Source organism: Gallibacterium sp. ZY190522 (genome assembly GCF_054166015.1).
Genome location: NZ_CM135118.1, coordinates 2096812 through 2121031, shown reverse-complemented (window position 1 = coordinate 2121031; position 24220 = coordinate 2096812). Strand labels below are relative to the sequence as shown.

Below are 24220 nucleotides of genomic sequence, written 5' to 3'. Positions count from 1 at the left end.
AATACCAAAAAATGCCAATATAGCAGCTAAACCAGCACTAATTGCACCTTTTGTTGGTTGATTAGTTATCGCAAAAATAGCAATACAACCCCAAAGTAAAGATGACAGGGGGCCCCACTACCTAAATGAAATAATCCTGTAAAATCTACACCGCTCTTTTCTAAGATTGACCAACCTAATTGATTAGCATTGGTACCAACACTTTTGAGTGTATTATTAACGGTTGTCAATGCCCAAGCACCAATCCAAGGAAAAAGACATACAAAAATCACGGGTACTTCTAATTTCGGAGTTTCCCTTACTACTTGATTAGCTGTAACAATACCAATAAAAATCAAAATAGGAGCGATCGCTGCCATCGGGATAAGTGAGAGTAAAAAACCTCCTAATCCTAATAGGCAGACGAGGAACATAACAATACCTGTTGCTAAAGTATATCCAATACCCGCCCCCATTTCTTTATAAGCTGTATGTCCAACATAAACGGTAACAGGGAAAGGATTTCCCATTAATGCACCAAACATTGTTGAGCAACCATTGGCAATCATTACGCGTCTAGTTGGGTAAGGATCACCAGCAGCGTGAGCACTTTCGATATTCTCTAAGTCGAAGACATAATTTGCCAGTGCTAAAGGAACTGCCGAAGCTAGGTAAGGTGCGGCGATACTTAATCCCTCAATAAAAGAAGATAGATGCAGTTTTGGTGGATTAAATCCCGCACTGTGTAGGGCTTGTCCAATTTTGCTTGGATCTTGTAATCCAAAAAGCCAAGCTAAAGTTGTGCCAACAATTAATAAGAGTAACCCTGTTGGAACTTGTTTGAAGATGGGTGAACGTCCAAACCAATTGATAAAAATCAAAACGAGTACAACGAATGAGACAAGAGGTGTATGAAATGCTTGCAGCATAGGATTCATTGCTAATAGCAATAAACCTAACCCAGCTAAACAAGAAAGTAAGACAGTTCTTGGAACGGCTTTTCTTAACCAGTCTCCCATAAATGATCCAACAAAGAGAATAAATCCTTCGACAAATCCCCACACTAAACCAATTTTTAATGCTAGTTCATAGTCTTGAGTTTGTTGATAAACAGGTAAAAGGACTAAGAAAGTGACAGTAAATATAGAGGGGGCACTAGGTCCCGAAGGTAAGGCAACAACATCAGACCGATTGCTCTGTTTTGCTAATATTTTTGCAAAAATAACATAACAAATACTAGCACAAAGAACAGCTAAACCAAATGCAGGAACAACGCGGCCGAAAACAATTTCTGAAGGAATACCTACAACTAAAGTAAGTAAAGCAATCATCGTAAGAAGATTGGTAAGATTATTACTAAATAAGCCAAAAAAGGCAGCCCAATCTCCTTTTTTCCAAAATTGCGTTTTCATATCGTCTCTCCTTTATTTTGCGTAAGTTTGACCAAAGGCAAATAAGGCTTTTTGAAATGCCTCCATTGGCGGATGAACAATTCCAGCTCCAATCATTCCGATACCAGCATCTTTATGGGCTATTGCCGTATTAATGACGGGTAATAGGTTATTTTCCACCACTTTTCTAATATCAATCCCCGTAGGTATCCCCATAAAATTGAGTGAAGGTATAGTAATATTTGGATTGTTTCCAATCGTAATTTGATTCATTGTTTTACTATAACGTATAGCATCTTTAACCGTTCCACCTACTAAAGATACAATCGCAGGAGCCGCAGCCATAGCAAAGCCACCTATTCCATAGGTTTCTGTAATTGCAGAGTCACCAACATCTAAACCTGAATCTTCAGGTTTGTACCCCGCAAACATTGGGCCTATAACTTGTTGAGCTGGCCCTGTAAACCATTGATTTTGCAATCCTGCAACACGAATACCAAATTCCGTGCCATTTCTTGCCATTGTTGTCAGGACTGTTGAATAAGGAATGCCTTGAGCTGCATCTAATGCCGCTTTACAACACACCATCCAAGTTGGGCCTGAAAAATAGTCTGATGACGCGATAAAATTAAAAACGTCTTTTTTATCTTTGTTACTAAAATGAGTTTCTAAAATATAGGGGGTGAGTTTTTGATTTAATAGCACTGTACCAGCGATATTACGGTTATGACATTCATCTCCCATATGCAAAGCCTGAGAAAGCATAAGTCGTAAATCAATCCCATCATCACAAAATGTCATCGCCTCTGCCAACATCGGACCAAGAATATCTCGCATCCAGTTTAAGCGATCAATAACACTTTGATCATTCGCCCCCATTCTTAAGATTTTCGCTAGTTGCTCTGATAAATTAGTAAATGCGAAATTACCATGAGTTTTATTTTCAACAATATGTACATACATTGATGGGCTAGTTACGCCTGTCATTGAACCAACAGCTTGATGTTCGTGGCAAGGTGAGAATTTTATTTCACCACTTGCAGCAAGCTCTTCAGCTTGAGTAAGATTTTTAGCCCATCCTTCAAAGACGATCGCACCTGTAATTGCACCACGCATAGGACCATTCATTTTTTCCCAGTTAATAGGAGGACCTGCGTGCAAAAGCATTTTGTCTTGCATTCCAGGAATTACCTCTTTGGCTTTTCCATAGCCAATTAAAACGGGACTTGCTTGTGTTATGCGTTGAAAAGCTTCTTGATTTGCAAGATCTATTTTTTGTGCAATTTCTATTTGTTCTAAATGGGTTAATGTTTCAATTAATGGTAAGTTTCCCCCACCTGCTGGTTGCCAGTCTAGTTGATATACCTTAGCTGATTGCTTTATTAAATCTTCAGCAAAACGTGCTAATCCTATATTGATAATATTTAATGGTTGATTAAATAAGTTACTCATTATTATTCTCCTTTTGCTACAAATTCCCTAGCTAACAAACCAGCGTTAGTTGAGCTAGAGGCGATAGTAATGCCAGCCGCTTCAAGTTGTGCAACCTGGTTCTGTACAGAAGGCTGATCTAATTCAGTTCCTAATACATAAGCTAAGATTTCCAAATGCCGTCCTGATTGTTGTGCTTCTCTTTTTACTTGTAGAAGTGCAGGCAATGTTTCTGCTATAGGATCAGGATTTGCACCAAAGCCTAGAACAAAATCAAGCAATAAAACACCAACCTCTGGATCACGTCCCTCTTGTAAAATTCGTTCTATGCGATAGCTTGGATCAATCATTGGATGTGCTTTACCATTGGTAAAAGAATCATCGCCAAAGTCAATAAATGTGTGTTCGATTGATTTATCACTGGCTTGTAATTTATAAGCTGGGTTTGTTTGAATATTCGAGTAAACGTTAGGATACTTTTCTAAAGCAGAAAATAGGGCTTCATCACATAAGGTTCCACCACAAAATAAACCTCGAATGTAGCGTTGCTGTGGGTTAAGTTTTTTTTGTACCTCTTTAATTAAAGGTAAATTTAATGCGTGTTTATCGATACTTTCTTCTGGAATACCAGAGGCAATGACCGCCGCCATTGCAGCTGGTTTGCTATGAGAATAAATATGAATATGCGGTGCAGCTTTAGTTTCCTCTTTATAGCCTAAAAACCAAATAAAAATAGGTTTATTAATATGTTCACAAGTGGATAAGATTTTTCTCGCGATTGTAGGTGCTGGCGGTTTTGATACGACAATAATAATGTCTGTATTGGGATCTTCAGCAAGCATTTGTAATCCATCTAACATCATAATGCCCCCAATATCTTCGCTAAGATCTCTTCCTCCTGTTCCAATTAATTGGGAAATGCCACCTCCAAATTCGTGTATTCTTACTGAAATTTCTTGAGCTCCAGTCCCTGAAGCTGCGACAATACCAATATTGCCACCTCGAACTTTATTCGCAAAGCCTAAACCAACGCCATTAATTATGGCTGTACCACAATCTGGTCCCATCATTAATAAACCTTTTTGATGAGCTAATTGCTTTAATTTCAATTCTTGCTCTATAGAAACATTATCAGAAAATAACATAACATTTTTATTTAGATTTAAAGCTTTTTCAGCTTCTCTTGCAGCATAAAGACCATTTACAGAAATAATGGCTAAATTTGTTTCTGGGTGTTTTTCATTAACCGAATTAATACTATGAAAAATGTCATTTTCTGCCTGTGTATCATCAAAAGGCTTTCTAATTAATAATTTTTCAACTTCTGATAGTATTTTCTGTTCGCTAGCCCCCTTTTCCAAAGACAATGCAATCATTAAGTCTGAAGGCCCAGCTTTTTCTAACTGACTATCAAATAAATGTGCTTCTTTTAAAACTGCTTTATTCATTGGTGTGCCCATTGCAATTTGAGCTTGAATAACCCCTTCTAATTGATTAACTTTTGTAGAAATTGCCATTAATGTAACGGAATCAAAGTATGTATTTGGTTTTAACTGATTAAGTAGTAGCATAGCCGTCTCCTTATTTATAAATATTCTTCGATAATTTTCGCAATTTCGTGATAGCCTTTACGATAAGCGAGTTCTAAAGGAGATACCCCCCATTCATCAGTCATAGTTGGATCAGCATCATGGTCTAATAATAAACGAACAATCCGTTGCATTTTTTCACCGCCATCATTCAAAATAATAGCTTCTATCAAAGCAGTCCAACCTACAGTATTTGTCAGATTGACATTAATATCCGTATTTTCTAACAGAAAACGTACAATCTCTTCGTGTCCTTTTTCGGCCGCTGGGGTTAAACCATTTCCCCCGAATCGCGTAAGACAAGTTAAATCACAGCCTAGTTCTACCATAAGCTTGACAAGCGTTAAGTCATTATGAATACATCCCTGAATAAAAGGGTTAAAACACTTGTTATCTTGAGTATTAATATCCGCTCCATTCGACGCTAACCAACGCACAGCATCATATTGCTTGTTTTGTGCTGCGATAAGTATAGGGGTTCGTTTTCCTTTATCTCTTGCATTGATATCAGCACCATTTTCAAGTAGTAAACGAAGCTGTTCAATATTGCCTTCGGCAGCGGCAGTAAATAGTTTAACGTTCATTTTTTCTCCTTATTTGTAGTTAATTTAACCATTGTGAACGATATTCATCCGTACAGAATATGGTTAATAGATGGTTCAGAATTTGGCTTTGTTGTTGATTTTGCCAAGCGTAGTAAACCCTCACAGGTTGTTTATGCTCAGCAATGACTTTTGTTATCACTTTGCCTGAGGTTAAAGCAGGGATTGCTATTCGTGCTGGTAAAAAGCCTATACCAACCCCTTCAGCAATCATTGAAAGTACCATTTCTAAATCAGCCACATAAAAAACTTTTTGCCCTTTCAATGCCCAAGTTTTCTTTTGCTGTAACGCTATAGATGAGTCGTGAACAACGATAGCAGGGTAGTGACGTAGTTGAGAAGCTTGTAAAATAGAGTTTTCTTTTGCCAAAGGATGACAAGGAGAGACTAAGAATATCCATTCAATATCTCCTAAATATTCTGTACTGATATTTCCTTGATTAAATGGGGGATTCTGCGGAGCACCAATCACAATATTTGCTCTATTTTCATATAATGCCTCCCAAGCACCGTTATAAACTTCGGTACGGATAGAAAATTCTGTGGCTGGAAATTTTTCTGAAAGCGAGGAAAGAAGTTTAGGAATTGGATTTGGATTAACAATGTAATTGAGGGCGATTGTAAACTGTTTTTCTATGCCATTATCAATTTGTGCGGCGTTACATTGTAATTCATTTAATCCTTGTAAAATCCAGTCTCCCTTTTCTAAAATATATCTTGCTGCTGGGGTAAGTTGAATATGTCCATTAGTTCGAGAGAATAACTTAATGCCAAGATCATCTTCCATCTTCTTTGCTGTATATCCAATTGCTGATGGAACCCGATGTAACACTTTGGCAGCTTCACTAAAACTCCCTGTTTTAGCAATAACTTGTAAGATCCGAATCGTATCAGATGATAATCCTATCGCCATAAATATTCTCCTTAAATATCTATGCAAAATTTAGAAAATAGTTCATTTCTAAAGACAAAAAAATCATAGCAAGAATAGAAGAGAGGTAAAGCAAAAAGAATTGAATGAGATTTGCAAGAAATTTGTTGTAGGATACTGTGTAATGAACAAAAAATAGGGACTAAAAGAAGTAAATAAGAGTAATCAAATTATAAAAATTTAGGGGCTGTAGTAGATTAGCCCTAAATTTCACACCATTTTCGCAATATTTTTAACTGTTCTTTTGGTGTCCCAAAGTTAAACCGAAGTTCACATTCCTTCAAGAATAAAGGAAGTTTTTTCGGTTAATTCCATTATATTTTCGCAGTATCCGATTCGCCTGATTCCAAAAATTTTCAATGCCATTAATATGATTTTGTTTCACCGCAAATAGCTCGGAATGATTGATTCGTTCGTGGTGAAATTCACTCACATCAAGCGCATCATAACTGCGATAAGTGTCCGTATAAACCCAGCTATCAGGCTTGATTTTTCTTTTAATAACAGGGAGTAATGTTTCACTCTTGGTGTTTTCAACCACAACAGTAAATACCTTTCCTTGTCGTTTTAGTAACCCAAAAACAGCAACTTTTCCAGCCGCTCCTCGTCCTCGTTTTCCCTTTCGATGACCACCAAAATAGCTTTCGTCTAGTTCAATTTCCCCCTCAAAAATCTCGTTAACTTCAAGGGATAAATGATAGCCAATCACAAGCCTGATTTTATGGTAGAACAAAGCGGCTGTATTCGGTTGAATATCTAGCAAATTTGCTGCTGTTCTTGCAGTAACTTCTGCAACAAAAAACTCAAGCAGTTTTTTCTGCATGGATTTCTTTAATTTACAATATGTTATCTTCATTTTTGTAGTATAGCATTGTTGCTAATCTACTACAGCCCCAAATTTTAACTTGACACAAAAACGCTTCAACTCACTGAATAACCACATAAAACTTTGTTCTATGAGTTATCCTCATTTGGAAGAGGTTACACCTCTCCCAATTAAGATATTTATTGCCTTGAACGGTAGGGTTTCAACCATTTAAGCATTTTTGATATAGTTGTTTCATTAAGTTAAACTTCTATTATCTTTCCTGTAACGCCTGCTTCATTCGTGTAATCGGTTTGATTAAATATTGAAATACTGTTTTTTCACCAGTCTTAATATCCACTGTTGCAATCATTCCCGGTAACACCGGCAATTCGTGACCATTTTTATCAGTCAAATGACTGCCATTAGTTTTTACCAACACACGATAGAACGAGTTATTCGGATTTAAATTTAAGTCACTCGGTTGACGTTTATCCTGCAAAGTACTCGGACTTAATAACGTCACTATGCCATCTAATCCACCGTAAATCGCATAATCATAAGCTGTTAATTTCACTACTGCTTTCATTCCGGGACGTATATAAGCCACATCTTTCGGATTGATATAGGCTTCCACCAATAGATTATCTTCAACCGGCACAATTTCCATAATATCTTGTCCAGCGGAAATTACACCGCCAATAGTGTTAATGCGGATATTTTTGACAATACCTTTTAACGGTGCACGAATAAAAGAACGCTCCACTGGATCAGCTCGCGCTGCAAGATTCTCTTTTGCCTGATCAAGATCGCCTTGAACCCTGACTAATTCATTACCTGCATCAGTAATATACTTGTGTTCACGTTCAGAAATCTGCAATGCCATATCATTCGCTGAGCGCTTCATTCGCAATAATTCCACCTGTGAAACTGCTCCTTTTGCCACCATCGGCTCTGTCAAGGCAATTTCGGAATCAAGATAGGCTTTACTATCACGCAAAGTTTTAACTGCTTCTTCCAATGCTTGTTTCTTCGCTTTATAGACCTCCATTTCACGATCTTTAATCTCTTTCGGAATTTTTTCTGAGAAAACAGGTGTCTGCCCTGAAATTTCAGCTTTTAGACGTGTGGTAATCGCCTCAAGATTATCTACTTTCGCTTGTGTTTCACGCAAAATAGCAGAACTTCTGGTGTCGTCCAGTTTTAATAACACCTGTCCTTTTTCCACCAAATCTCCCTCATGCACCATCATTTGATCCAAAATGCCGGGATCCAAACTTTGAATAATCTGTTCTCGGCTATTTGGAATAATAGTACCTTGCCCACGGGTAACTTCTTCTATTTTGCTAAAATATGACCAAATTAGAAACACCACTAAAAAAGCACCCAATAGCCAAATCATAGCAAATGAACCCGTGTGTTTTTCCACCTGCAATGCCGCATTGAGGTCATTTAACAGACGTAAATCCTTACTATTCACTTTTTCTGTTGGCATTTGTGATTGTTCAGATTTTTTTATTTCAGCACTCAGAGATGTCGCCTTATTATCAGCCTGCTTTTTCTGCTCTCCGCTTTGCCCGTTATCCTTTTTATTTTCGTTATTTTTATCACTCATTGCTCAAACCTATTTATTCTCTGTATCATCGCTGTGATGTTCTATTTTCACAGTGGCTTCTTCTTGCTGTTGTGGTTGTGCTAAACGTTTTAATACTGCATCCTTTGGCCCATCCATTACCACTTTTCCGTTATCAACTACAATCACCCTATCAACTAACTGCAACACTTGAGGACGATGTGTAACTACCACTAAAGTACGGTTTTGTACCCATTGTGACAAACCTACCAAAGCCTGTTGTTCGTGGAATTGATCCAATCCAGTAGTAGGTTCATCCAACAACACTACTTTCGGATCTTTTAACGTCATACGAGCCAATGCCACTGCCTGTTTTTGCCCACCGGATAGTCCTAAACCATTTTCCCCAAGATACATATCCAATCCTCGCGGATGGTTTTGCACTAAGCCTAACAAGCCGAAACGTTGCAACGCTACTAATAGGGTTTGATCGCTCGGGAAGGAATCCATTCGACCTATATCCAAATTTTCACGCAAAGTTCCTAAGAATAGACGAGGGTTTTGTTCTAATAACAAAACTTGATTGCGTAAATAATAAGGATCGAGCTGTTTGAGGTTGATACCATCTAGAGTAATATTTCCTTTACTCGGATCATACAAACCAACACCTAATTTCAACGCTGTAGATTTTCCACTGCCAATTTTACCCAATACCCCTACTTTCTCACCCGGACGTACAATTAGGTTAAAATCTTGCAATGCCGGTTGGCTATCTTCCTGATATTTAAAAGAAACGTGATTAAACTGCAAATGCCCTTGCACCTGTTTTAAACTGATATATTCACGATCTGCGGGTTTATCAATAGGTTTAGATACAATACCTTCTACCCCTTTTAATGCTAACCACGCCTGTTGGAAACGCGTTGCCAATCCAGCAATTTGTCCCAACGGTGCTAATGCTCGCCCAGAAAGAATGACAGAAGCTATCAATGCCCCCATTGTGATACGGCTGCTCGGATCTTCACTATGAATCAGATAAGTACCGAAAATTACTAGAATTACAGTATTTAACTGCTGCAAAGCGGTGATTAAATTCACCACAAAATTACTGGTATCTTTTACTTTAATTGAGGAAAAAGAACTTTTTGCGGTATAAAAATCCCAACGCTTCTGCGCCCACGACATTGCATTGTTATTTTTAATAGTTTCAATCCCCTCTATTGCTTCCACCACCAAGCCTTGACGTTGTGAAGATTCACGCATTGATTCATTAATGGCACGGGAAAGTGGGGCCTGTGCCAAAATACCGATAACAATCACCAAAGGAATAATAATCGCTGGTACCAATGCTAATTTACCAGCGACAATCCAAATTACAGTAACAAACAGCAATAAGAATGGTAAATCAACCAAAGTCAGCAAACTGGCACTAGTTAAAAATTCACGCACCGACTCAAAATCACGTAAGTTATTAGCGTAAGAACCAGAAGAAACCGGACGATTCTGCAACTTCAAGGCCATTACTCGCCGAAACAGCATCGCACTAATAATTAGATCGGCTTTTTTACCTGCCACATCTGTTAAATGTCCACGTATCATTTTGGCGGCAAACTCAAAACTGATTGCCAAAATCACACCTATACTTAATACCCATAAGGTTTCATATGCCTGATTAGGAATTACCCGGTCATACACATTCATTACATAGAGAGAACTAATTAAAGCAAGGAAATTGATAATAAATGTTGCCGCAATAACCTGATAATAATATTTTTTGAAACGCCAAATAATGCGGAAAAACCAACTCTTCGGCAAAGAGTATTCCGGCAATTCAGAACGGATATCTTTTTCTACTTTCGGCTTAATAAACCAACAGTAACCAAGATATTTTTCAGCTAAATCTACTTCAGCAAGTTGCTGTTTTATACCATCAGTATGAGTAATGGTATAAAGGCGTTTACCCTCTTCATTAGTATCTATGGCAGTTACCACTGCAGCTTCTTCATTCTGTAAAATCAAAATTACTGGTAATGCCAAAGAAGGAATTTCATTCAATGATCGTTGCGATAAATTATTCTCAAAACCTTCACTTCGCAAATATTCACATAATGATGAAAAATCAAGATTATTGCCATTACGGCGAATGGTATGAGAGGCAAGTGTCGCCACAGAAAGTGGCGACCCTAAAATTTGTGTTGCTAATGCAACATTTTCAATAATTAACTTCATAACTGTTTTTATTTTCTATTTAAGATCAATAGCCCATTTAGTAGTCATTCCTTGTGAATAAAGATAATCCAACACAGAATGACGTAATTGATATTCGGCGGATACTCGATTTAATTCCGCGCTTAATAATTCATTTTCCGCATTCAACAAATCCAATAAAGAACGCTTTGCAATTTGGAATTGTAATTTATAAAAGTTGGTAACTTCATAAAGTGAGTTAACCTGTTTTGATAACGTGCCAATTTGACGTTGGTACTCTTCTAAATTAATTAATGCAGTCCTAGTTTTCTCTTCCAACTCTAATTTAGTCTGCTCTAAACGACTTTTTTCAGCTTCTAATGTTTGTGCTTTTTCCTGTACACTGTATGAAGAAGCACGATTAAACATATCCCAAGATACATTCAAATAAACCTGGCGATCATCTTTGGTTGCCTGCCCTATCAAATCTAATTTAGGATAACGACTCGCTTGCTCCGCTTCTACACCAGCGTGTGCGCTCTTAATTTTAGCTTGAGCAGTCTTATAGGAAGGATGCAAATATTGGTTTTGAGAATATTGTTTCTTTAGTACAACAGCTGTCATTCCTTTAAAAGGATCAGACAACCCGCTCACTTTTACCGCTTTACCTGAATAACGTTGCAATTGACTTAATGCATCCTGTAACTCACGTTCAGAGGTATTTTGTTGTTGCTCAACTGAAAACATTCGTGCTTCTGCCTGCACCAACTCAGAACGACGTCCTTCATCATTGTCTGCAATCGCCTCTATTTCACTGATAATACTACGCAAACGAACTAATCCTCGTTGTTGTGCTGCAATCGCATCTTTACTACGAATTGCCATTAAATAGAGTTCTGTAATTTTATAGGCAATATTCTCTTTTGTTTCATCATATTTATAACGGAAAGAAGCTTCATTGGCCTCAGAATAAGCGACCTTTTTTTCAATTGCACCAAAAGAGTAAAGGTTCACATTCGCCTGTGCTCCCGGTGTAAATTTATTATTTCTATCATTTGTTTGATAACGAGAATAATCCTCTAATGACTGACGACCAAAAACAGATAGTGTTGGATAATGCCCCGAAATTGCCTGTTCTGTTTGATTGTGAGCAATCATCGTATTGGCTTTTGCTTCTAATAATTCCGGATCTTTCTCAAAAGCACGGGATAAAATTTGTTTCAATTCTGTATTTTGGCTATTCGCTGCATAGGTAACACTCGATAAGCATAACCCCAAAGCAAGAATAGAGTAAGTGAAATAATTTCGTGTCATAACCTATATTCCTCAACCAATTTAAAAATCGCGTAATTATAGGACAAATTAAATATTATTTGTACCTGTTGTTAACTATTACGCTTATTTTATTAAAAAGCATCTTCATCTCTTAATAAATGAAAGTTTCCTTTTCGTCGTAAAAATCCGGAACGATCAAAATATTCTACTAACTGTACCGATAATTTACGTCCAAACCCGAGCTGATCCCGAACCTCATTTACCGAAATCTGTTGATATTGACGAAGGTAAACTTTTAACCATTGTGCAAAACGCTGAATATCTTGCTGACGGAAAAATCGATCCTTCACAATTGGAATCAATAATCCCATTTTTCCTGCTTTATACATAAAACAGCGCATCTCCTGTTCATCTAACGATAAAATTTTTGCCATATCACGCACCCAAATAGGTTGTGTGGTTTTCGTAAATTCCGCCTCCACCGCTTGCCAAAGCTGCTGTTCCTGTGAAGTAAAACTAATCTGATGTTCAGGTAAATGTAGCCAACCATTGGCTTGCAGCATCTGCTGCTGTGCTACTAATTGATCAATAAAATGGAAAATTAATATCTTCGGTTGTTGCAAGGCACTCATTCGCCATAAACGTGCCTTACTAACTCCTAATTGATCTTGATGTTGCTCGTGAAACTGAGCCAAATGCTGTAATAACACTTTTTGTTGTTGCTGTTGGTAATTCAAGGAAAATACCTGATCACGGTATAAAAACAAATGTTGTTGCTGTTGTAATTGTCGTAACTGGCTAGAAGTCAACTGCTCTATCCATTGTAAATGAGCAACTTCCAATGTCTGATTTTTAAGATAGAATTTGATCCTTTCAATACTGTTTGTACACTGTAATAACGATTGCAGATAACTCAACCGTTCCGGCGTACGTTTATGCCGTTTCGGAGAGTTAATCTCCAATACTGTTGCACCAGCTAATGTCTGCTGATCATCAGCATTACGCAAAATCAATTTATCACCACTCGCCATCAACAACGGTTTATCCATTACCAATTCAACTAAATCATTTTCACCATTGATCAATCGAGTAAATTTGCCAATTGTATGATTTGCCGCATAATAAATATGCACCGCCTGACTGTCATTTAAAACCTGATTTGGTTTTAATTTAATCGTTATTCTGTCACTAAAAGGCATTGTTTCTAAACTACTAAGCCAATCTCCACGTTTAATCTCATCTTTGCCTAATTCAGTAGCAAGATTTAATGCCACACGTTGCCCGGCAACCCCTTTTGACGAATTCTGATTTTGAGCGTGAATGCTTTTAACCCTAACCTTCTGTTGTGCACAAGAAAGATAAAGTTCATCACCTACTGACACCTCACCACTGAATACAGTTCCAGTTACTACTAATCCAGCACCTTTTAAAGTAAATACGCGATCTATTGCATAACGGAACGGTTTATTTTGATCACTCAGATTTTCCAGTTTCAATAAATACTGCTTTAACTTATCAATACCCTGACCTGAATAAGCGGAAGTGATAAATGCAGGATTTTGAGCTAAGAATGGAAATTGCTTGCGAATTTTCTGCAATAATTGCTCAATTAGCTTAGAATCAACACGATCCGCTTTTGTAATAACAATTAAAATTTGTTTAAACTGCAATAAATACAGTAAGGTTAAATGTTCAATAGTCTGTGGCTTAATGCCTTCATCTGCCGCCACCATCAACATTGCATAATCTACACCCCCCAATCCTGCCAACATATTAGAGAGAAATTTTTCGTGTCCCGGCACATCAATAAAACCAAGAACACGATCACCGATTGGCAAATAAGCATAACCAAGATCAATCGTCATTCCCCGTTTTTTCTCTTCCGGAAGGCGATCAGCATTAGTGCCTGTCAATGCTTGAAGTAAAGCAGTTTTTCCGTGATCAACGTGTCCCGCCGTGACTATAATCATAATTCATTTACCGTTGTTAATAATGTTTCTATTCGTGCTACACTACGCAAATCTAACCATAATTTATTATTTTCAACACGACCGATAATAGGTTGCGATAATGACTTAAGTATTGTCATTAATTGATATAAATCTTCGCTTTTCGCCGATTTTGCCTGCAAAGTTACCGCTAAAGAATCAATTTTTGTCATTGGTTGCGCCCCACTACCAATTTGAGCAACAGAAGATTCTATCATTAAATAAAAGCGATCTCCGAACTTTACCTGTAACATTTGTAATAATTGTTGCGCCTGCGTTTGTAATTCTTCTATAGTTTTTGTTAAAGCATTTAATGTCGGCAATGATTTAGGTAACTTTTCTGGCTCGAGATATAAGCGTAACGTTGCTTCCAATGCACTTAAAATCACCTTATCACAACGCAACACTCGTTTTAACGGATGTTGTTGTAATTGCTCAATCAATACTTTTTTGCCGACAATAATGCCTGCCTGTGGCCCACCCAATAATTTGTCACCAGAAAATGAGATTAAATCCACTCCCGCCATCACTTTCTGTTGTACTTGTGGTTCGTATGGCAAACCATAATTACGAAAATCGATCAACGCTCCACTACCTAAATCAGTAATTACTGGAATATTTTTATTTTTCCCCAACTGTACTAACTCTTCTTCACTAACACTATTAGTAAAACCGACAATTTGATAATTACTGCTATGCACCTTCAATAAAAAAGCAGTATTTTCATTGATTGCTTGTGCATAATCACGCAAGTGTGTACGATTTGTTGTACCAACCTCTACTAGCTTACAACCTGCCTGTTGCATAATGTCGGGAATACGGAAAGCACCACCAATTTCGATCAGCTCACCACGCGAAATAATAACTTCTCTATCCTTTGCAAAAGTCGCTAACATTAACAACACTGCTGCTGCATTATTATTCACAACACAAGCAGCTTCTGCACCTGTCAAACGTACTAACAACTCACTTATTGCTTCATCACGATGTCCACGCTTACCTTGTTGCAAATCAAACTCTAATGCCACATTTTGTCGCATCGCCTGTAGTGCCGCCTGTTGTGCCGATTCCGCCCAAATAGCCCTACCTAAATTCGTATGTAGCACCGTTCCGGTTAAATTATGCACCGGCTGAATAGCAACTTGCCGTTGCTGTTGTAACGATAATTCCACTTGTCGCAAAAAAGCCTGATCATCTACACAAAACGACGGTAATTGTGCCGATATTTTAATGAACTCCCTTGCTTGCTGTAAAAAATTACGCATTGCTGAAACCGTTGCGCTATGTCCATACTCTTCCAGAAGAAGTATACCGTTTTCGGTTTTCAGTAAACGATCAATAGAGGGAAGTTGTCGGTAAAATCCTGACATAACAGATTCCTAATTATTGAAAATAAAATAAATAATACTGTTTTTATCAGAAAAATTCAGTACAATGAGTACACTTTTGTTACATATCTTACACTCTCGGGAGAGTCGTCGTTTCCGGTGAGGCGGCAGGACTTCAAATCCTGTTAAGGCTGCCAGCAGTCTTGGGTAGGTTCAACTCCTATGACTCTCCGCCATTAATTTCATTAACATATCTTAATAAGCTGATAGTACCATTTTATTTTTAAAGCTCGCTAGAACGAAGAATATCGTGGAAAAAACCCAATTAAACATTATTGATGAGAACAGCAATGGGCTAATACAGGAAAATTTCCCAAAACAGTAAGAGAATAAATCAATGGAGTAACTCAGAACACCTTATGAAGTTTTTTCATAAGGTATTGTACTTGGTTTGACAATTCTACAAAAAAACCTACAAAATGAACTGACTTCAAAATGTAGGTTTAGTTTATATCTTAGAAGAATTTTAAAAGTACATCTATCATTATTAATGCTGTTTATGCGTTGTGTTATATAAAATCCTATCAGTATATGCCACCGCCAATGCTGATGCTAAGAAACCGAGATGTAAAAACAATTGCCACATAACCTGTTTTTCCGGCAAATTAGCCGCATTAATAAATGTCTGCAACATATGAATAGAGGAAATACTAATTATCGCCATTGATAACTTCACTTTCAACACTGAAGCATTAACGTGATCCAACCATTCCGGTTGATCCGGATGATTATCAGTATTTAATTTAGAAACAAAAGTTTCATAACCGCCAACCAACACCATCACCAATAAGTTGGCAATCATAACCACATCAATCAGATTCAACACTGCTAACATTATGGTGTTTTCATCCATTTGATTAAGATTTACTATCAAATGCCAAAGTGATTTCAAAAATTTAAAGGCATAAATAATCTGTACCACGATTAAACCAAGATAGATCGGCAATTGAACCCATCTACTGGCAAAAATCAATTTAGCAATCGCATTTGGTTTTGGAGTTGTTTGTTCTTGTTGCATAAAATCCTTAATTATTTATTTTTTAATAAATCACGAATTTCGGTTAATAATTTTTCTTCTGCGCTTGGTTCAGCAGGTTTTGGTTCTTCTACCGGTTTTTCACGTTTTAATTTATTCATCGCTTTAATTGCAACAAAAATAGCAAATGCAATAATAATGAAATCAAAAACAGTTTGAATAAACATACCATAATTTAAGGTCACTGCTGGTATATCACCGACCGGTCCGCGCAAAATAATTTTAAGATCTTTAAAATCAACTCCGCCTACCAATAAACCGATAATCGGCATTACAACATCACCAACTAAAGAGCTTACAATTTTACCAAATGCACCGCCGATAATAACCCCGACAGCCATATCAACGACATTACCACGCATTGCAAACTCACGGAATTCTTTAAAAAAACTCATTTTTATACTTCCAATCTAAAATTAATAATCAAATGTTAAAACGGCGCACATTATATTTTTATTGAAAATGTGATACAAATATTTTTAACTATTTTTTCCAAAAATTAGGAAACAATAAAATAAGAATTGTCATAATTTCAAGTCGTCCCAATAACATTCCTAAAATCATCAGCCATTTTGCTACTGTCGGAATATTAGCAAAACTACCACTGGCTCCCACTTCATTACCAAATCCCGGTCCAACATTACTGATTGCTGTTGCAGCCGCACTCCACGCACTTTCAAAATTCATTCCTGAAATTGCCATTAACACTGCTAATACAGCCATAATCATAAAGTAACTGAAGATAAATCCTACAATCCCAAACACTGTTTCATTTGATACCGTATGGCGATTATAATGTACAGCGGAAATACTATTTGGGTGAATCAATCTTAATATTTGATGTTTTAATACTTGGAACATTATTTGAAAACGGAATATCTTAATTCCACCGGTAGTTGAGCCTGAACACCCTCCTAAAATAAAAGCGACGGTAAATATCATTGTTGTGGTTGCCGTCCAAGTATCAAAATTACCTAAACTAAAGCCACAAGTGGACATAATATTAATTAAATTAAAAAAAGCATAACGCAGACTATCCTGCCAATTAAATACATTCTCATAATTGAGCCACGCGGCAGTAAATAAGGCGACAATAAAAACAAATAGAGTAAATCCCATTAATTGCTGATCACGGAATAACACCAAAATATTTCGCCGATGAATTGCCTGCACCATTAATAAGAACGGTAGTGAGCCGATAAACATAAATACCGTACAAATCCATTGTGTATTACTGTTAAATTCACTCATTGAGCCACTGCGTGTCGAAAATCCGCCGGTTGCAATCGTGGTAAAGGCGTGATTAATTGCATCAAAAAAATCCATTTCCGACCACATATAACAAAATAGACAAATAACAGTTAAAGAGAGATAAATTTGGATAATACTTTTAGCAATGTCTCTCGCTTGTGGCAAAATTTTATCGGATTTATCAGAAGACTCGGTTCGGAACAATGTCATTCCCCCCACATTTAAGAACGGCAACACCGCAACCGCCATCACAATAAAGCCCAAACCACCTAACCATTGCATTGTAGAACGCCACATCAATAGTGCAGGAGAAGTATCGCTCACATCAACAATAATGCTGGAACCTGTAGTTGTCAAACCAGAAACAGTTTCAAAATAGGCATCAGTAAAACTAAAATCACTGATCACAATGAACGGCAAGGCACTGAAAACACAACTAATCACCCAAATCAGTGTCGTCAACAACAGCATATCTTTCACGCGTAGGCGCATATCTTGCGGTTTTTTACGCGTTAAAATAAAAGAGACAAAATGAGTGATGCTGATACAGATTAAAAAACCAATTAAACCATCACCATTATGAAAAAAGGTTACGATTAACGGAATAATCATCAACCACGCAATTTTAGAAAGCACTGAACCTAAAATGTAAAGAATAAATAGTCGATTAAACATAGTTTTACCTTTTAGATAAAGAACGGACTTGGTTGGAATAATTTTTCCACTTCGGCAATATACTTTTTATCTTGCAAGAACAAAATAACGTGATCATTTTCTTCAATCATCAACTCCTCATTGGCAATTAACACTTCACCGTTACGACTAACTGCCCCGATGATCACGCCTTGCGGAATTTTGATTTTTTTCAACTCACGTCCAATAACTTGTGAAGTTTGTACATTACCGTGAGCAATAATTTCAATTACTTCAGCCACACCACGCCTTAATACGGTAACATTCACAATATCGCCTTTTCTGACATAACTTAACAGTGCCGAAACAGTCGCCTGTTGCGGTGAAATGGCAATATCGATCGTGCCGCCCTGTACCAAATGCAGATAAGCAATACGTTGGATTAAAGCAATCGCTTTTTTTGTTCCCAACCGTTTTGCCAACAGTGATGCCATAATATTGGCTTCATCATCACTGGTTAAGGCAATAAATGCATCAATATTTTCAATATGTTCTTCAAACAGAAACGCCTGATCAGAAGCATCAGCACAAAAAACAATGGTTTTTGATAATCTCTCCGCCAACATTTCCGCCCGCTTCTGATTACGCTCCACCAACTTGACACTGTAATCATTTTCCAATGTTCTTGCCAAGCCGGAACCGACATTACCACCGCCGACAATCATTATGCGGCGATAATTTTTCTCTAAGCGTTGCAATTCACTCATCACCGCACGGATGTGCTGACTGGCACAAATAAAAGTCACTTCATCGCCCGCTTCAATAATGGTTGAACCTTGCGGTCTAATCACTTTATCTTGGCGCCAAATAGATACAACACGTGCATCAATATGTGGCAAATGTTCCTGTAACATTGAAATGGAGTAGCCAACCAAAGGTCCACCGTAATAAGCTTTCACCACGGCTAAACTAATCAGTCCGTCAGCAAAATTGGCTACTTGCAAAGTACCGGGATAATTCACCAAACGGGCAATATCATCAATAACCAACTGCTCTGGTGAAATAATATGATCAATAGGCAAAACTTCATTCTTAAACAGTTTATCTTTTTCACGAATATATTCAGCATTTCGGATACGCGCAATTTTTGTCGGAACTTTAAATAGCGTATAAGCCACCTGACAAGCTACCATATTTACTTCATCCGAACTGGTAACCGCCACCAGCATATCTGCATCAGTAGCCCCTGCTTCACGTAGAGTACGTGGCGATGATGCATTACCGTGAACGACACGTAAATCGTGCTTATCCTGCAAACGATTCAATCGTTCAATATCATTATCTACTAACGTGATTTCGTTATCTTCGCTAACCAAATTCTCTGCTAACGTGCCGCCAACCTGACCGGCCCCCAATATGATAATTTTCACCCTTCTTACCTTTCAGCTTGTTTCACTAATTTGGCATAAAAGAAACCATCTCCGCCTTGTTGATGAGGAAAACATTGAAAACCAAATTCGGTATCTATACCCTGCTCTCCTAAATCAACAGGTACTAATTTTGCATCGGAATGTGTTGCTAAAAAAACCCGAATCTGCTCACTATTTTCCTGTGGCAAAATAGAACAAGTCGCATAAAGTAAAACACCATTTACTTTTAGTCGTTGCCATAAGGCCTCCAAAATCTGTTTTTGTAATGCAACCAACTGCTCTATATCACTCGGCTGTCGCAACCATTTGATGTCTGGATGACGACGAATCACACCGGTTGCCGAACAAGGTGCATCCAATAAAATACGATCAAACATTGCATCATCCTGCAACCATTGTTGCGGCTGTGATGCATCACCGCAAATCACGTTTGCGTGCTGATTGAGGCGTTGCAAATTCTGCTCAACTCGTTGCAAACGACCAACATCAACATCCAAAGCAGTGACTACTGCTTGTGGTGCTAATTCTAAAATATGCGTTGTCTTTCCGCCTGGTGCAGCACAAGCATCCAATATCGTTTCATTATTCTGCCCATCTAATAGCAATGCTGCCCATTGTGCGTGACAATCCTGAACGCTTACCCAGCCCTGTTCAAAATTAGGCAACTGCTCCACTGAAATGGCGTTTTGTAAACGCAAAGCAGAAGGTAGTTGTGATACTTCACTGGCAATTTGTTGTTGTGCTAATAACTGTTGATACTGTTCAGTACTACAATATTGTTGATTAACGCGTAACCACATCGGCGGTTTTTGATTATTTTCTTCAACAATCTGTCGCCAATTTTGCGGATAATAAGATTTCAGTAGATTCACCAACCATTCCGGATGCAAAGTTTGCCAATGTTTATCAATCACCGCCAAAATCGACTCTTGCTCTCGCAAAAAATGACGCATTACACCATTGACCAAGCCACGAAAGCTCTCCACTTTTAATACTTTGGTTGCTTTTACTACTTCATCGACTGCGGCGTGTGCCGGAATACGGGTATAAAGTAACTGATACAACCCCACTAATAACAGACAATGAACAATGCGAGTTTTTCCTTTTAAAGGTTTAGTCACCAATTTACCGATAATCCGTTCCAGTCTTGGTAAAACACGACAGATACCAAAACAAACTTCCTGTAACAATCCCATATCCTGTAGGGAAACACGTTGTTGTGCCTCCGGTAATAATGAAGAGAGTGATTTTCCTTGATCCAACACTTGCAATATCACTTCAGCCATCACCGCTCGCAACGGCATTTTTTTAGATAATTGAGGTTTCATTTCTGGCTCACTTAATCAAGTTGTTTTCCGACTTCAAACCAATCACTGCGTCCATTAAGGAAATCTTGCACTGTCATCGGTTTCTTACCTGCCGGCTGTAATTGTGTAATATTCAATACACCATCAGCAGTAGCAATCCGTATTCCCTGTTTATTTACCTGCAACACAGTGCCAGCTGTTTGATTTTGATGTGGCAACACAGTGGCTTGATAAACTTTCAATATTTGTTTATTACCTTGAGCATCCGTTGTTTCCAACCAACTAATCGGCCACGGATTAAATGCTCGAATGCAACGTTCAATCTGAGCTGCCGGCAATGACCAATCCAATTTTGCCTCTTCTTTACTTAATTTTTCGGCATAATTGCTGAATTCATTTTGTTGCGCTTGTGGCGGATATTTGCCCTCATCTAAATGATCCAACACCTCAATTAATGCTTTTGGTGCCAATGTAGCTAACTTTTGATATAACGATGCGGAAGTTTCATCCTTGCTGATTTCACAACTTACTTTATACAACATATCACCAGTATCTAAACCTTCATCCATCTGCATAATGGTGACACCAGTTTGGTCATCGCCTGCCCAAATCGCACGTTGAATCGGCGCAGCACCTCGCCAACGAGGCAATAATGAACCGTGAACATTTAAACAACCCAAACGAGGCATCTCCAACACTGCTTTCGGTAAAATTAACCCATAAGCTACCACTACCATTACATCAGCATTTAATTGTGCTAATTGCTGTTGAGCCTCTTCTTTACGTAGTGATTTCGGTTGAAAAACAGATAGATTATGAGCCAATGCCAACTGCTTAACTGCACTTGGTTGTAATTTTTTACCTCGTCCCGCCGGTTTGTCTGGCTGAGTATAAACCGCAATCACCTGATGTTGAGAGTCTAATAACGCCTGCAAATGTTTTGCCGCAAAATCGGGCGTGCCGGCAAAAATAATTTTTAAAGGTTTCATCAATTTGCACCTAAATATCAATTCTGTTTTATCGTTAAAATAAATTGGTTATCTTACCTTAGGGGTTTATGAAATAAAATCGTTAATTATCTATCCCTCTCGTTTACGAGATTAAATGTCGTATTGTGATGTAATTCAAGGTAAACTATGCACTATTCATTTTCGCTAGCTTTTTTCGTTTTATGCGTTTATTAACTATCGCTTTATTCTCATTATTATTAATTTCAATTTATAACTTTTGGTTCGGTGATTCCGGTTATAAAACTTATAAACAAACAATAACAGAAATCAGTCAACAGAAAAGCATCAATGAAAAACAGAGCCAAATTAACCAAGAAGCAAAAGCGGAAACACAAGATTTAAAACAGGGTTTTGCGGCGGTTGAAGAACGTGCTCGCAGAAATTATGAAATGGTCAAACCGAATGAAACTTTTTATCGTATCTTAAAATCTGAAAAATAAAGGAGCATTCGTTAATGATTCGTCGAATATTTGCTATTGTCCCTGCTGCCGGTGTTGGCAGTCGTATGCAAAGCAACTGCCCAAAGCAGTATCTCTCTTTGCTCGGCAAAACCATTTTGCAACACACATTGGAAAAACTTCTCACTTATGTTGCAATTGAAAAAATTATTGTCGCTGTTGCCGCTGAAGATCCCTATATTTCCCAATTTCCGTTAAAAAATCATCCAAAAATCAAATGGGTAATTGGCGGTGACAGTCGCGATCAGTCAGTATTAAATGCCTTAAAAACTGTTGATGAAGATGTTTGGGTGATGGTACACGATGCTGCCAGACCCTGCATTACCCATCAGGATTTAGATAAATTATGTGCGATCACCAATCCTCAGGGAGCTATTCTGGCTAAACCGGTTGTCGACACCATCAAAAAAGCTTTTCCAAACCGACAGCAGATTGAAAAAACGGAAGATCGATCCCGTTTATGGCACGCATTAACGCCACAATTTTTCCCGGCACAACGTTTAAAACAAGCGTTGCAATATGCTCATCAACAAGGGTTAAGTGTTACCGATGAAGCCTCTGCACTGGAGTTAATCGGTGATTATCCGCAATTAGTTTCCGGTCGCAGCGATAATATCAAAATTACCCGTCCGGAAGATCTGGCATTAGCCGAATTTTATTTACTGCAACAACAAAAAGAGGAAAAACAATGATAAGAATCGGTCACGGTTTTGATGTTCACGCCTTTACTGATGACGGCAAGGGTTTTGTCATCCTTGGTGGCGTTAAAATTCCCTATGCCAAAAGTTTGTTAGCTCATTCAGACGGCGATGTTGCACTGCACGCACTAACCGATGCCTTACTCGGTGCCGCTGCATTAGGCGATATTGGTAAACTGTTCCCGGATACCGATATGGCATATAAAGGTGCGGACAGTCGAGAATTATTAAAGGAAGCATTTCGCCAAATTCAACAACTTGGCTACTATATCGGAAATGTGGATGTCACCATTATTGCTCAAGCCCCGAAAATGCGACCTCATATTGATCAAATGCGAGCCAATATTGCTCAAGATTTGCAATGCGATATTAATCAAGTCAATGTTAAAGCCACTACCACTGAAAAACTTGGCTTTACCGGTCGTGGTGAAGGGATTGCTTGCGAAGCTGTTGCTTTATTGCACAAAACTCTTTAGATTATTCCTCATTTATATTCAGAAAGAAAAAGGAGCATATAATGAATATTTTATTAAGTAATGATGATGGCTTTCACGCTGAAGGCATTCAAACTTTAGCTTCCTATTTACGTACTTTTGCCAATGTTATTATTGTTGCTCCTGATCGCAATCGAAGTGCTGCGTCTTCTGCACTCACTCTGGTTGAACCGTTGCGTCCACGCCAAATTGATAATGGCGACTATTGTGTTAACGGCACGCCTGCGGATTGCGTTTATTTAGCGATGAATTATTTGCTTGCCGGTAAAATCGATTTAGTGGTATCCGGTATTAATGCTGGTTGCAATCTTGGCGATGATATTCTCTATTCGGGTACGGTTGCCGCCGCCTTTGAAGGTCGCCATTTAGGTTTACCTGCTATTGCAGTATCACTTGACGGCAGACAACATTACGACACCGCCGCTAAAGTGGTTTGTGATCTAATTCCGAAATTACACTCTCATCTATTGCGTCGTCGTGAAATTTTAAATATCAATGTCCCTGATCTGCCTTATGATCAATTAAAAGGCACAAAAGTGACCAAACTTGGTTACCGTGCCAGTGAGGGAGAAATTATTAAACAAATTGATCCTCGTGGCGAAGCTATTTACTGGTTAGGTCTGTCCAGTCTGCCGGAATATGCCGATGAAGGCACTGATTTTCACGCTGTTGCCAATGGTTTTGTTTCTATTACGCCAATACAGACAGATATGACCGCTCATCATTCTCTAGCTGCAGTACAAGAGTGGATTAATTTAGGATAA

Annotated in this window: 20 protein-coding genes, 1 tRNA gene and 1 pseudogene; 5 read left to right on the top strand and 17 right to left on the bottom strand. The window is 38.1% G+C overall.

The window, feature by feature from the left end; all coding sequences use genetic code 11:
• Nucleotides 1-65: 65 nt before the first annotated feature.
• The 11 genes and pseudogenes from ACXPAV_RS10205 to selA form a co-directional block, all read right to left on the bottom strand.
• Nucleotides 66-1391, bottom strand: a complete 1326-nt coding sequence (locus tag ACXPAV_RS10205) for a xanthine permease (RefSeq protein WP_458003405.1) — start codon at nt 1389-1391, stop codon at nt 66-68.
• Nucleotides 1392-1403: 12 nt separating this feature from the next.
• On the bottom strand, nt 1404-2822 hold the full coding sequence (locus tag ACXPAV_RS10200; protein ID WP_039096645.1) for a YlbE family protein: 1419 nt from the start codon (nt 2820-2822) through the stop codon (nt 1404-1406).
• A 2-nt stretch (nt 2823-2824) separates the two neighbouring features.
• The gene (gene fdrA, locus ACXPAV_RS10195; protein WP_035687897.1) at nt 2825-4372 is read right to left on the bottom strand and encodes an acyl-CoA synthetase FdrA; all 1548 of its coding nucleotides are present in this window, start codon (nt 4370-4372) and stop codon (nt 2825-2827) included.
• Between the two features lie 14 nt (nt 4373-4386).
• Nucleotides 4387-4974 (bottom strand): ankyrin repeat domain-containing protein, encoded by a 588-nt coding sequence (locus ACXPAV_RS10190; RefSeq protein ID WP_017805451.1) that lies wholly within the window; start codon nt 4972-4974, stop codon nt 4387-4389.
• Nucleotides 4975-4993: 19 nt separating this feature from the next.
• Nucleotides 4994-5905: a LysR substrate-binding domain-containing protein gene (locus tag ACXPAV_RS10185; RefSeq protein WP_052121764.1), complete on the bottom strand. Its 912-nt coding sequence runs from the start codon at nt 5903-5905 to the stop codon at nt 4994-4996.
• Nucleotides 5906-6126: 221 nt separating this feature from the next.
• Nucleotides 6127-6779 (bottom strand): annotated as a pseudogene (locus ACXPAV_RS10180) (IS1595 family transposase).
• A gap of 223 nt (nt 6780-7002) precedes the next feature.
• Nucleotides 7003-8343, bottom strand: coding sequence for an HlyD family efflux transporter periplasmic adaptor subunit (locus tag ACXPAV_RS10175; RefSeq protein WP_458003404.1), 1341 nt, complete (start codon nt 8341-8343; stop codon nt 7003-7005).
• A gap of 9 nt (nt 8344-8352) precedes the next feature.
• Entirely contained in the window at nt 8353-10530 is a 2178-nt protein-coding gene (locus ACXPAV_RS10170; protein WP_039136227.1) for a type I secretion system permease/ATPase, read from the bottom strand.
• A 15-nt stretch (nt 10531-10545) separates the two neighbouring features.
• Entirely contained in the window at nt 10546-11802 is a 1257-nt protein-coding gene (locus ACXPAV_RS10165; protein ID WP_458003403.1) for a TolC family protein, read from the bottom strand.
• Nucleotides 11803-11894: 92 nt separating this feature from the next.
• Nucleotides 11895-13733, bottom strand: coding sequence for a selenocysteine-specific translation elongation factor (gene selB, locus ACXPAV_RS10160; RefSeq protein ID WP_458003402.1), 1839 nt, complete (start codon nt 13731-13733; stop codon nt 11895-11897).
• Nucleotides 13730-15121, bottom strand: a complete 1392-nt coding sequence (gene selA / locus ACXPAV_RS10155; RefSeq protein ID WP_458003401.1) for an L-seryl-tRNA(Sec) selenium transferase — start codon at nt 15119-15121, stop codon at nt 13730-13732. The genes selB and selA overlap by 4 nt, the downstream gene beginning before the upstream one ends.
• Before the next feature lie 99 nt (nt 15122-15220).
• Between selA and ACXPAV_RS10150 the strand changes: the two genes are divergently transcribed.
• Nucleotides 15221-15315, top strand: a tRNA-Sec gene (locus ACXPAV_RS10150).
• A gap of 311 nt (nt 15316-15626) precedes the next feature.
• On the opposite strand, the gene ACXPAV_RS10145 is transcribed toward ACXPAV_RS10150, so the two are convergent.
• The 6 genes from ACXPAV_RS10145 to fmt form a co-directional block, all read right to left on the bottom strand.
• Nucleotides 15627-16157 (bottom strand): TIGR00645 family protein, encoded by a 531-nt coding sequence (locus ACXPAV_RS10145; protein WP_039136219.1) that lies wholly within the window; start codon nt 16155-16157, stop codon nt 15627-15629.
• A gap of 11 nt (nt 16158-16168) precedes the next feature.
• On the bottom strand, nt 16169-16570 hold the full coding sequence (mscL, locus tag ACXPAV_RS10140; protein WP_039136217.1) for a large-conductance mechanosensitive channel protein MscL: 402 nt from the start codon (nt 16568-16570) through the stop codon (nt 16169-16171).
• An 88-nt stretch (nt 16571-16658) separates the two neighbouring features.
• Nucleotides 16659-18101: a TrkH family potassium uptake protein gene (locus ACXPAV_RS10135; RefSeq protein WP_458003400.1), complete on the bottom strand. Its 1443-nt coding sequence runs from the start codon at nt 18099-18101 to the stop codon at nt 16659-16661.
• Nucleotides 18102-18112: 11 nt separating this feature from the next.
• Nucleotides 18113-19489 carry a Trk system potassium transporter TrkA gene (gene trkA / locus ACXPAV_RS10130; RefSeq protein WP_039169029.1) on the bottom strand — a complete coding sequence of 459 codons (1377 nt, stop codon included), beginning with the start codon at nt 19487-19489 and terminating at the stop codon, nt 18113-18115.
• A 5-nt stretch (nt 19490-19494) separates the two neighbouring features.
• Nucleotides 19495-20817 (bottom strand): 16S rRNA (cytosine(967)-C(5))-methyltransferase RsmB, encoded by a 1323-nt coding sequence (gene rsmB, locus ACXPAV_RS10125; protein ID WP_458003399.1) that lies wholly within the window; start codon nt 20815-20817, stop codon nt 19495-19497.
• Nucleotides 20818-20828: 11 nt separating this feature from the next.
• Entirely contained in the window at nt 20829-21785 is a 957-nt protein-coding gene (fmt, locus tag ACXPAV_RS10120; protein ID WP_458003398.1) for a methionyl-tRNA formyltransferase, read from the bottom strand.
• Between the two features lie 182 nt (nt 21786-21967).
• Here fmt and ftsB point away from each other — a divergent pair, with 182 nt between their 5' ends.
• The 4 genes from ftsB to surE are packed head-to-tail and all read left to right on the top strand — an operon-like array spanning nt 21968 to nt 24220.
• A complete protein-coding gene (ftsB, locus tag ACXPAV_RS10115; RefSeq protein WP_039136207.1) occupies nt 21968-22246 on the top strand; it encodes a cell division protein FtsB in 279 nt (92 codons plus the stop codon).
• A gap of 14 nt (nt 22247-22260) precedes the next feature.
• The gene (gene ispD / locus ACXPAV_RS10110; RefSeq protein WP_458003397.1) at nt 22261-22956 is read left to right on the top strand and encodes a 2-C-methyl-D-erythritol 4-phosphate cytidylyltransferase; all 696 of its coding nucleotides are present in this window, start codon (nt 22261-22263) and stop codon (nt 22954-22956) included.
• Nucleotides 22953-23438, top strand: a complete 486-nt coding sequence (ispF, locus tag ACXPAV_RS10105; RefSeq protein ID WP_458003396.1) for a 2-C-methyl-D-erythritol 2,4-cyclodiphosphate synthase — start codon at nt 22953-22955, stop codon at nt 23436-23438. Before ispD ends, ispF begins: the two co-directional genes overlap by 4 nt.
• Before the next feature lie 41 nt (nt 23439-23479).
• Nucleotides 23480-24220, top strand: a complete 741-nt coding sequence (gene surE / locus ACXPAV_RS10100) for a 5'/3'-nucleotidase SurE (RefSeq protein ID WP_458003395.1) — start codon at nt 23480-23482, stop codon at nt 24218-24220.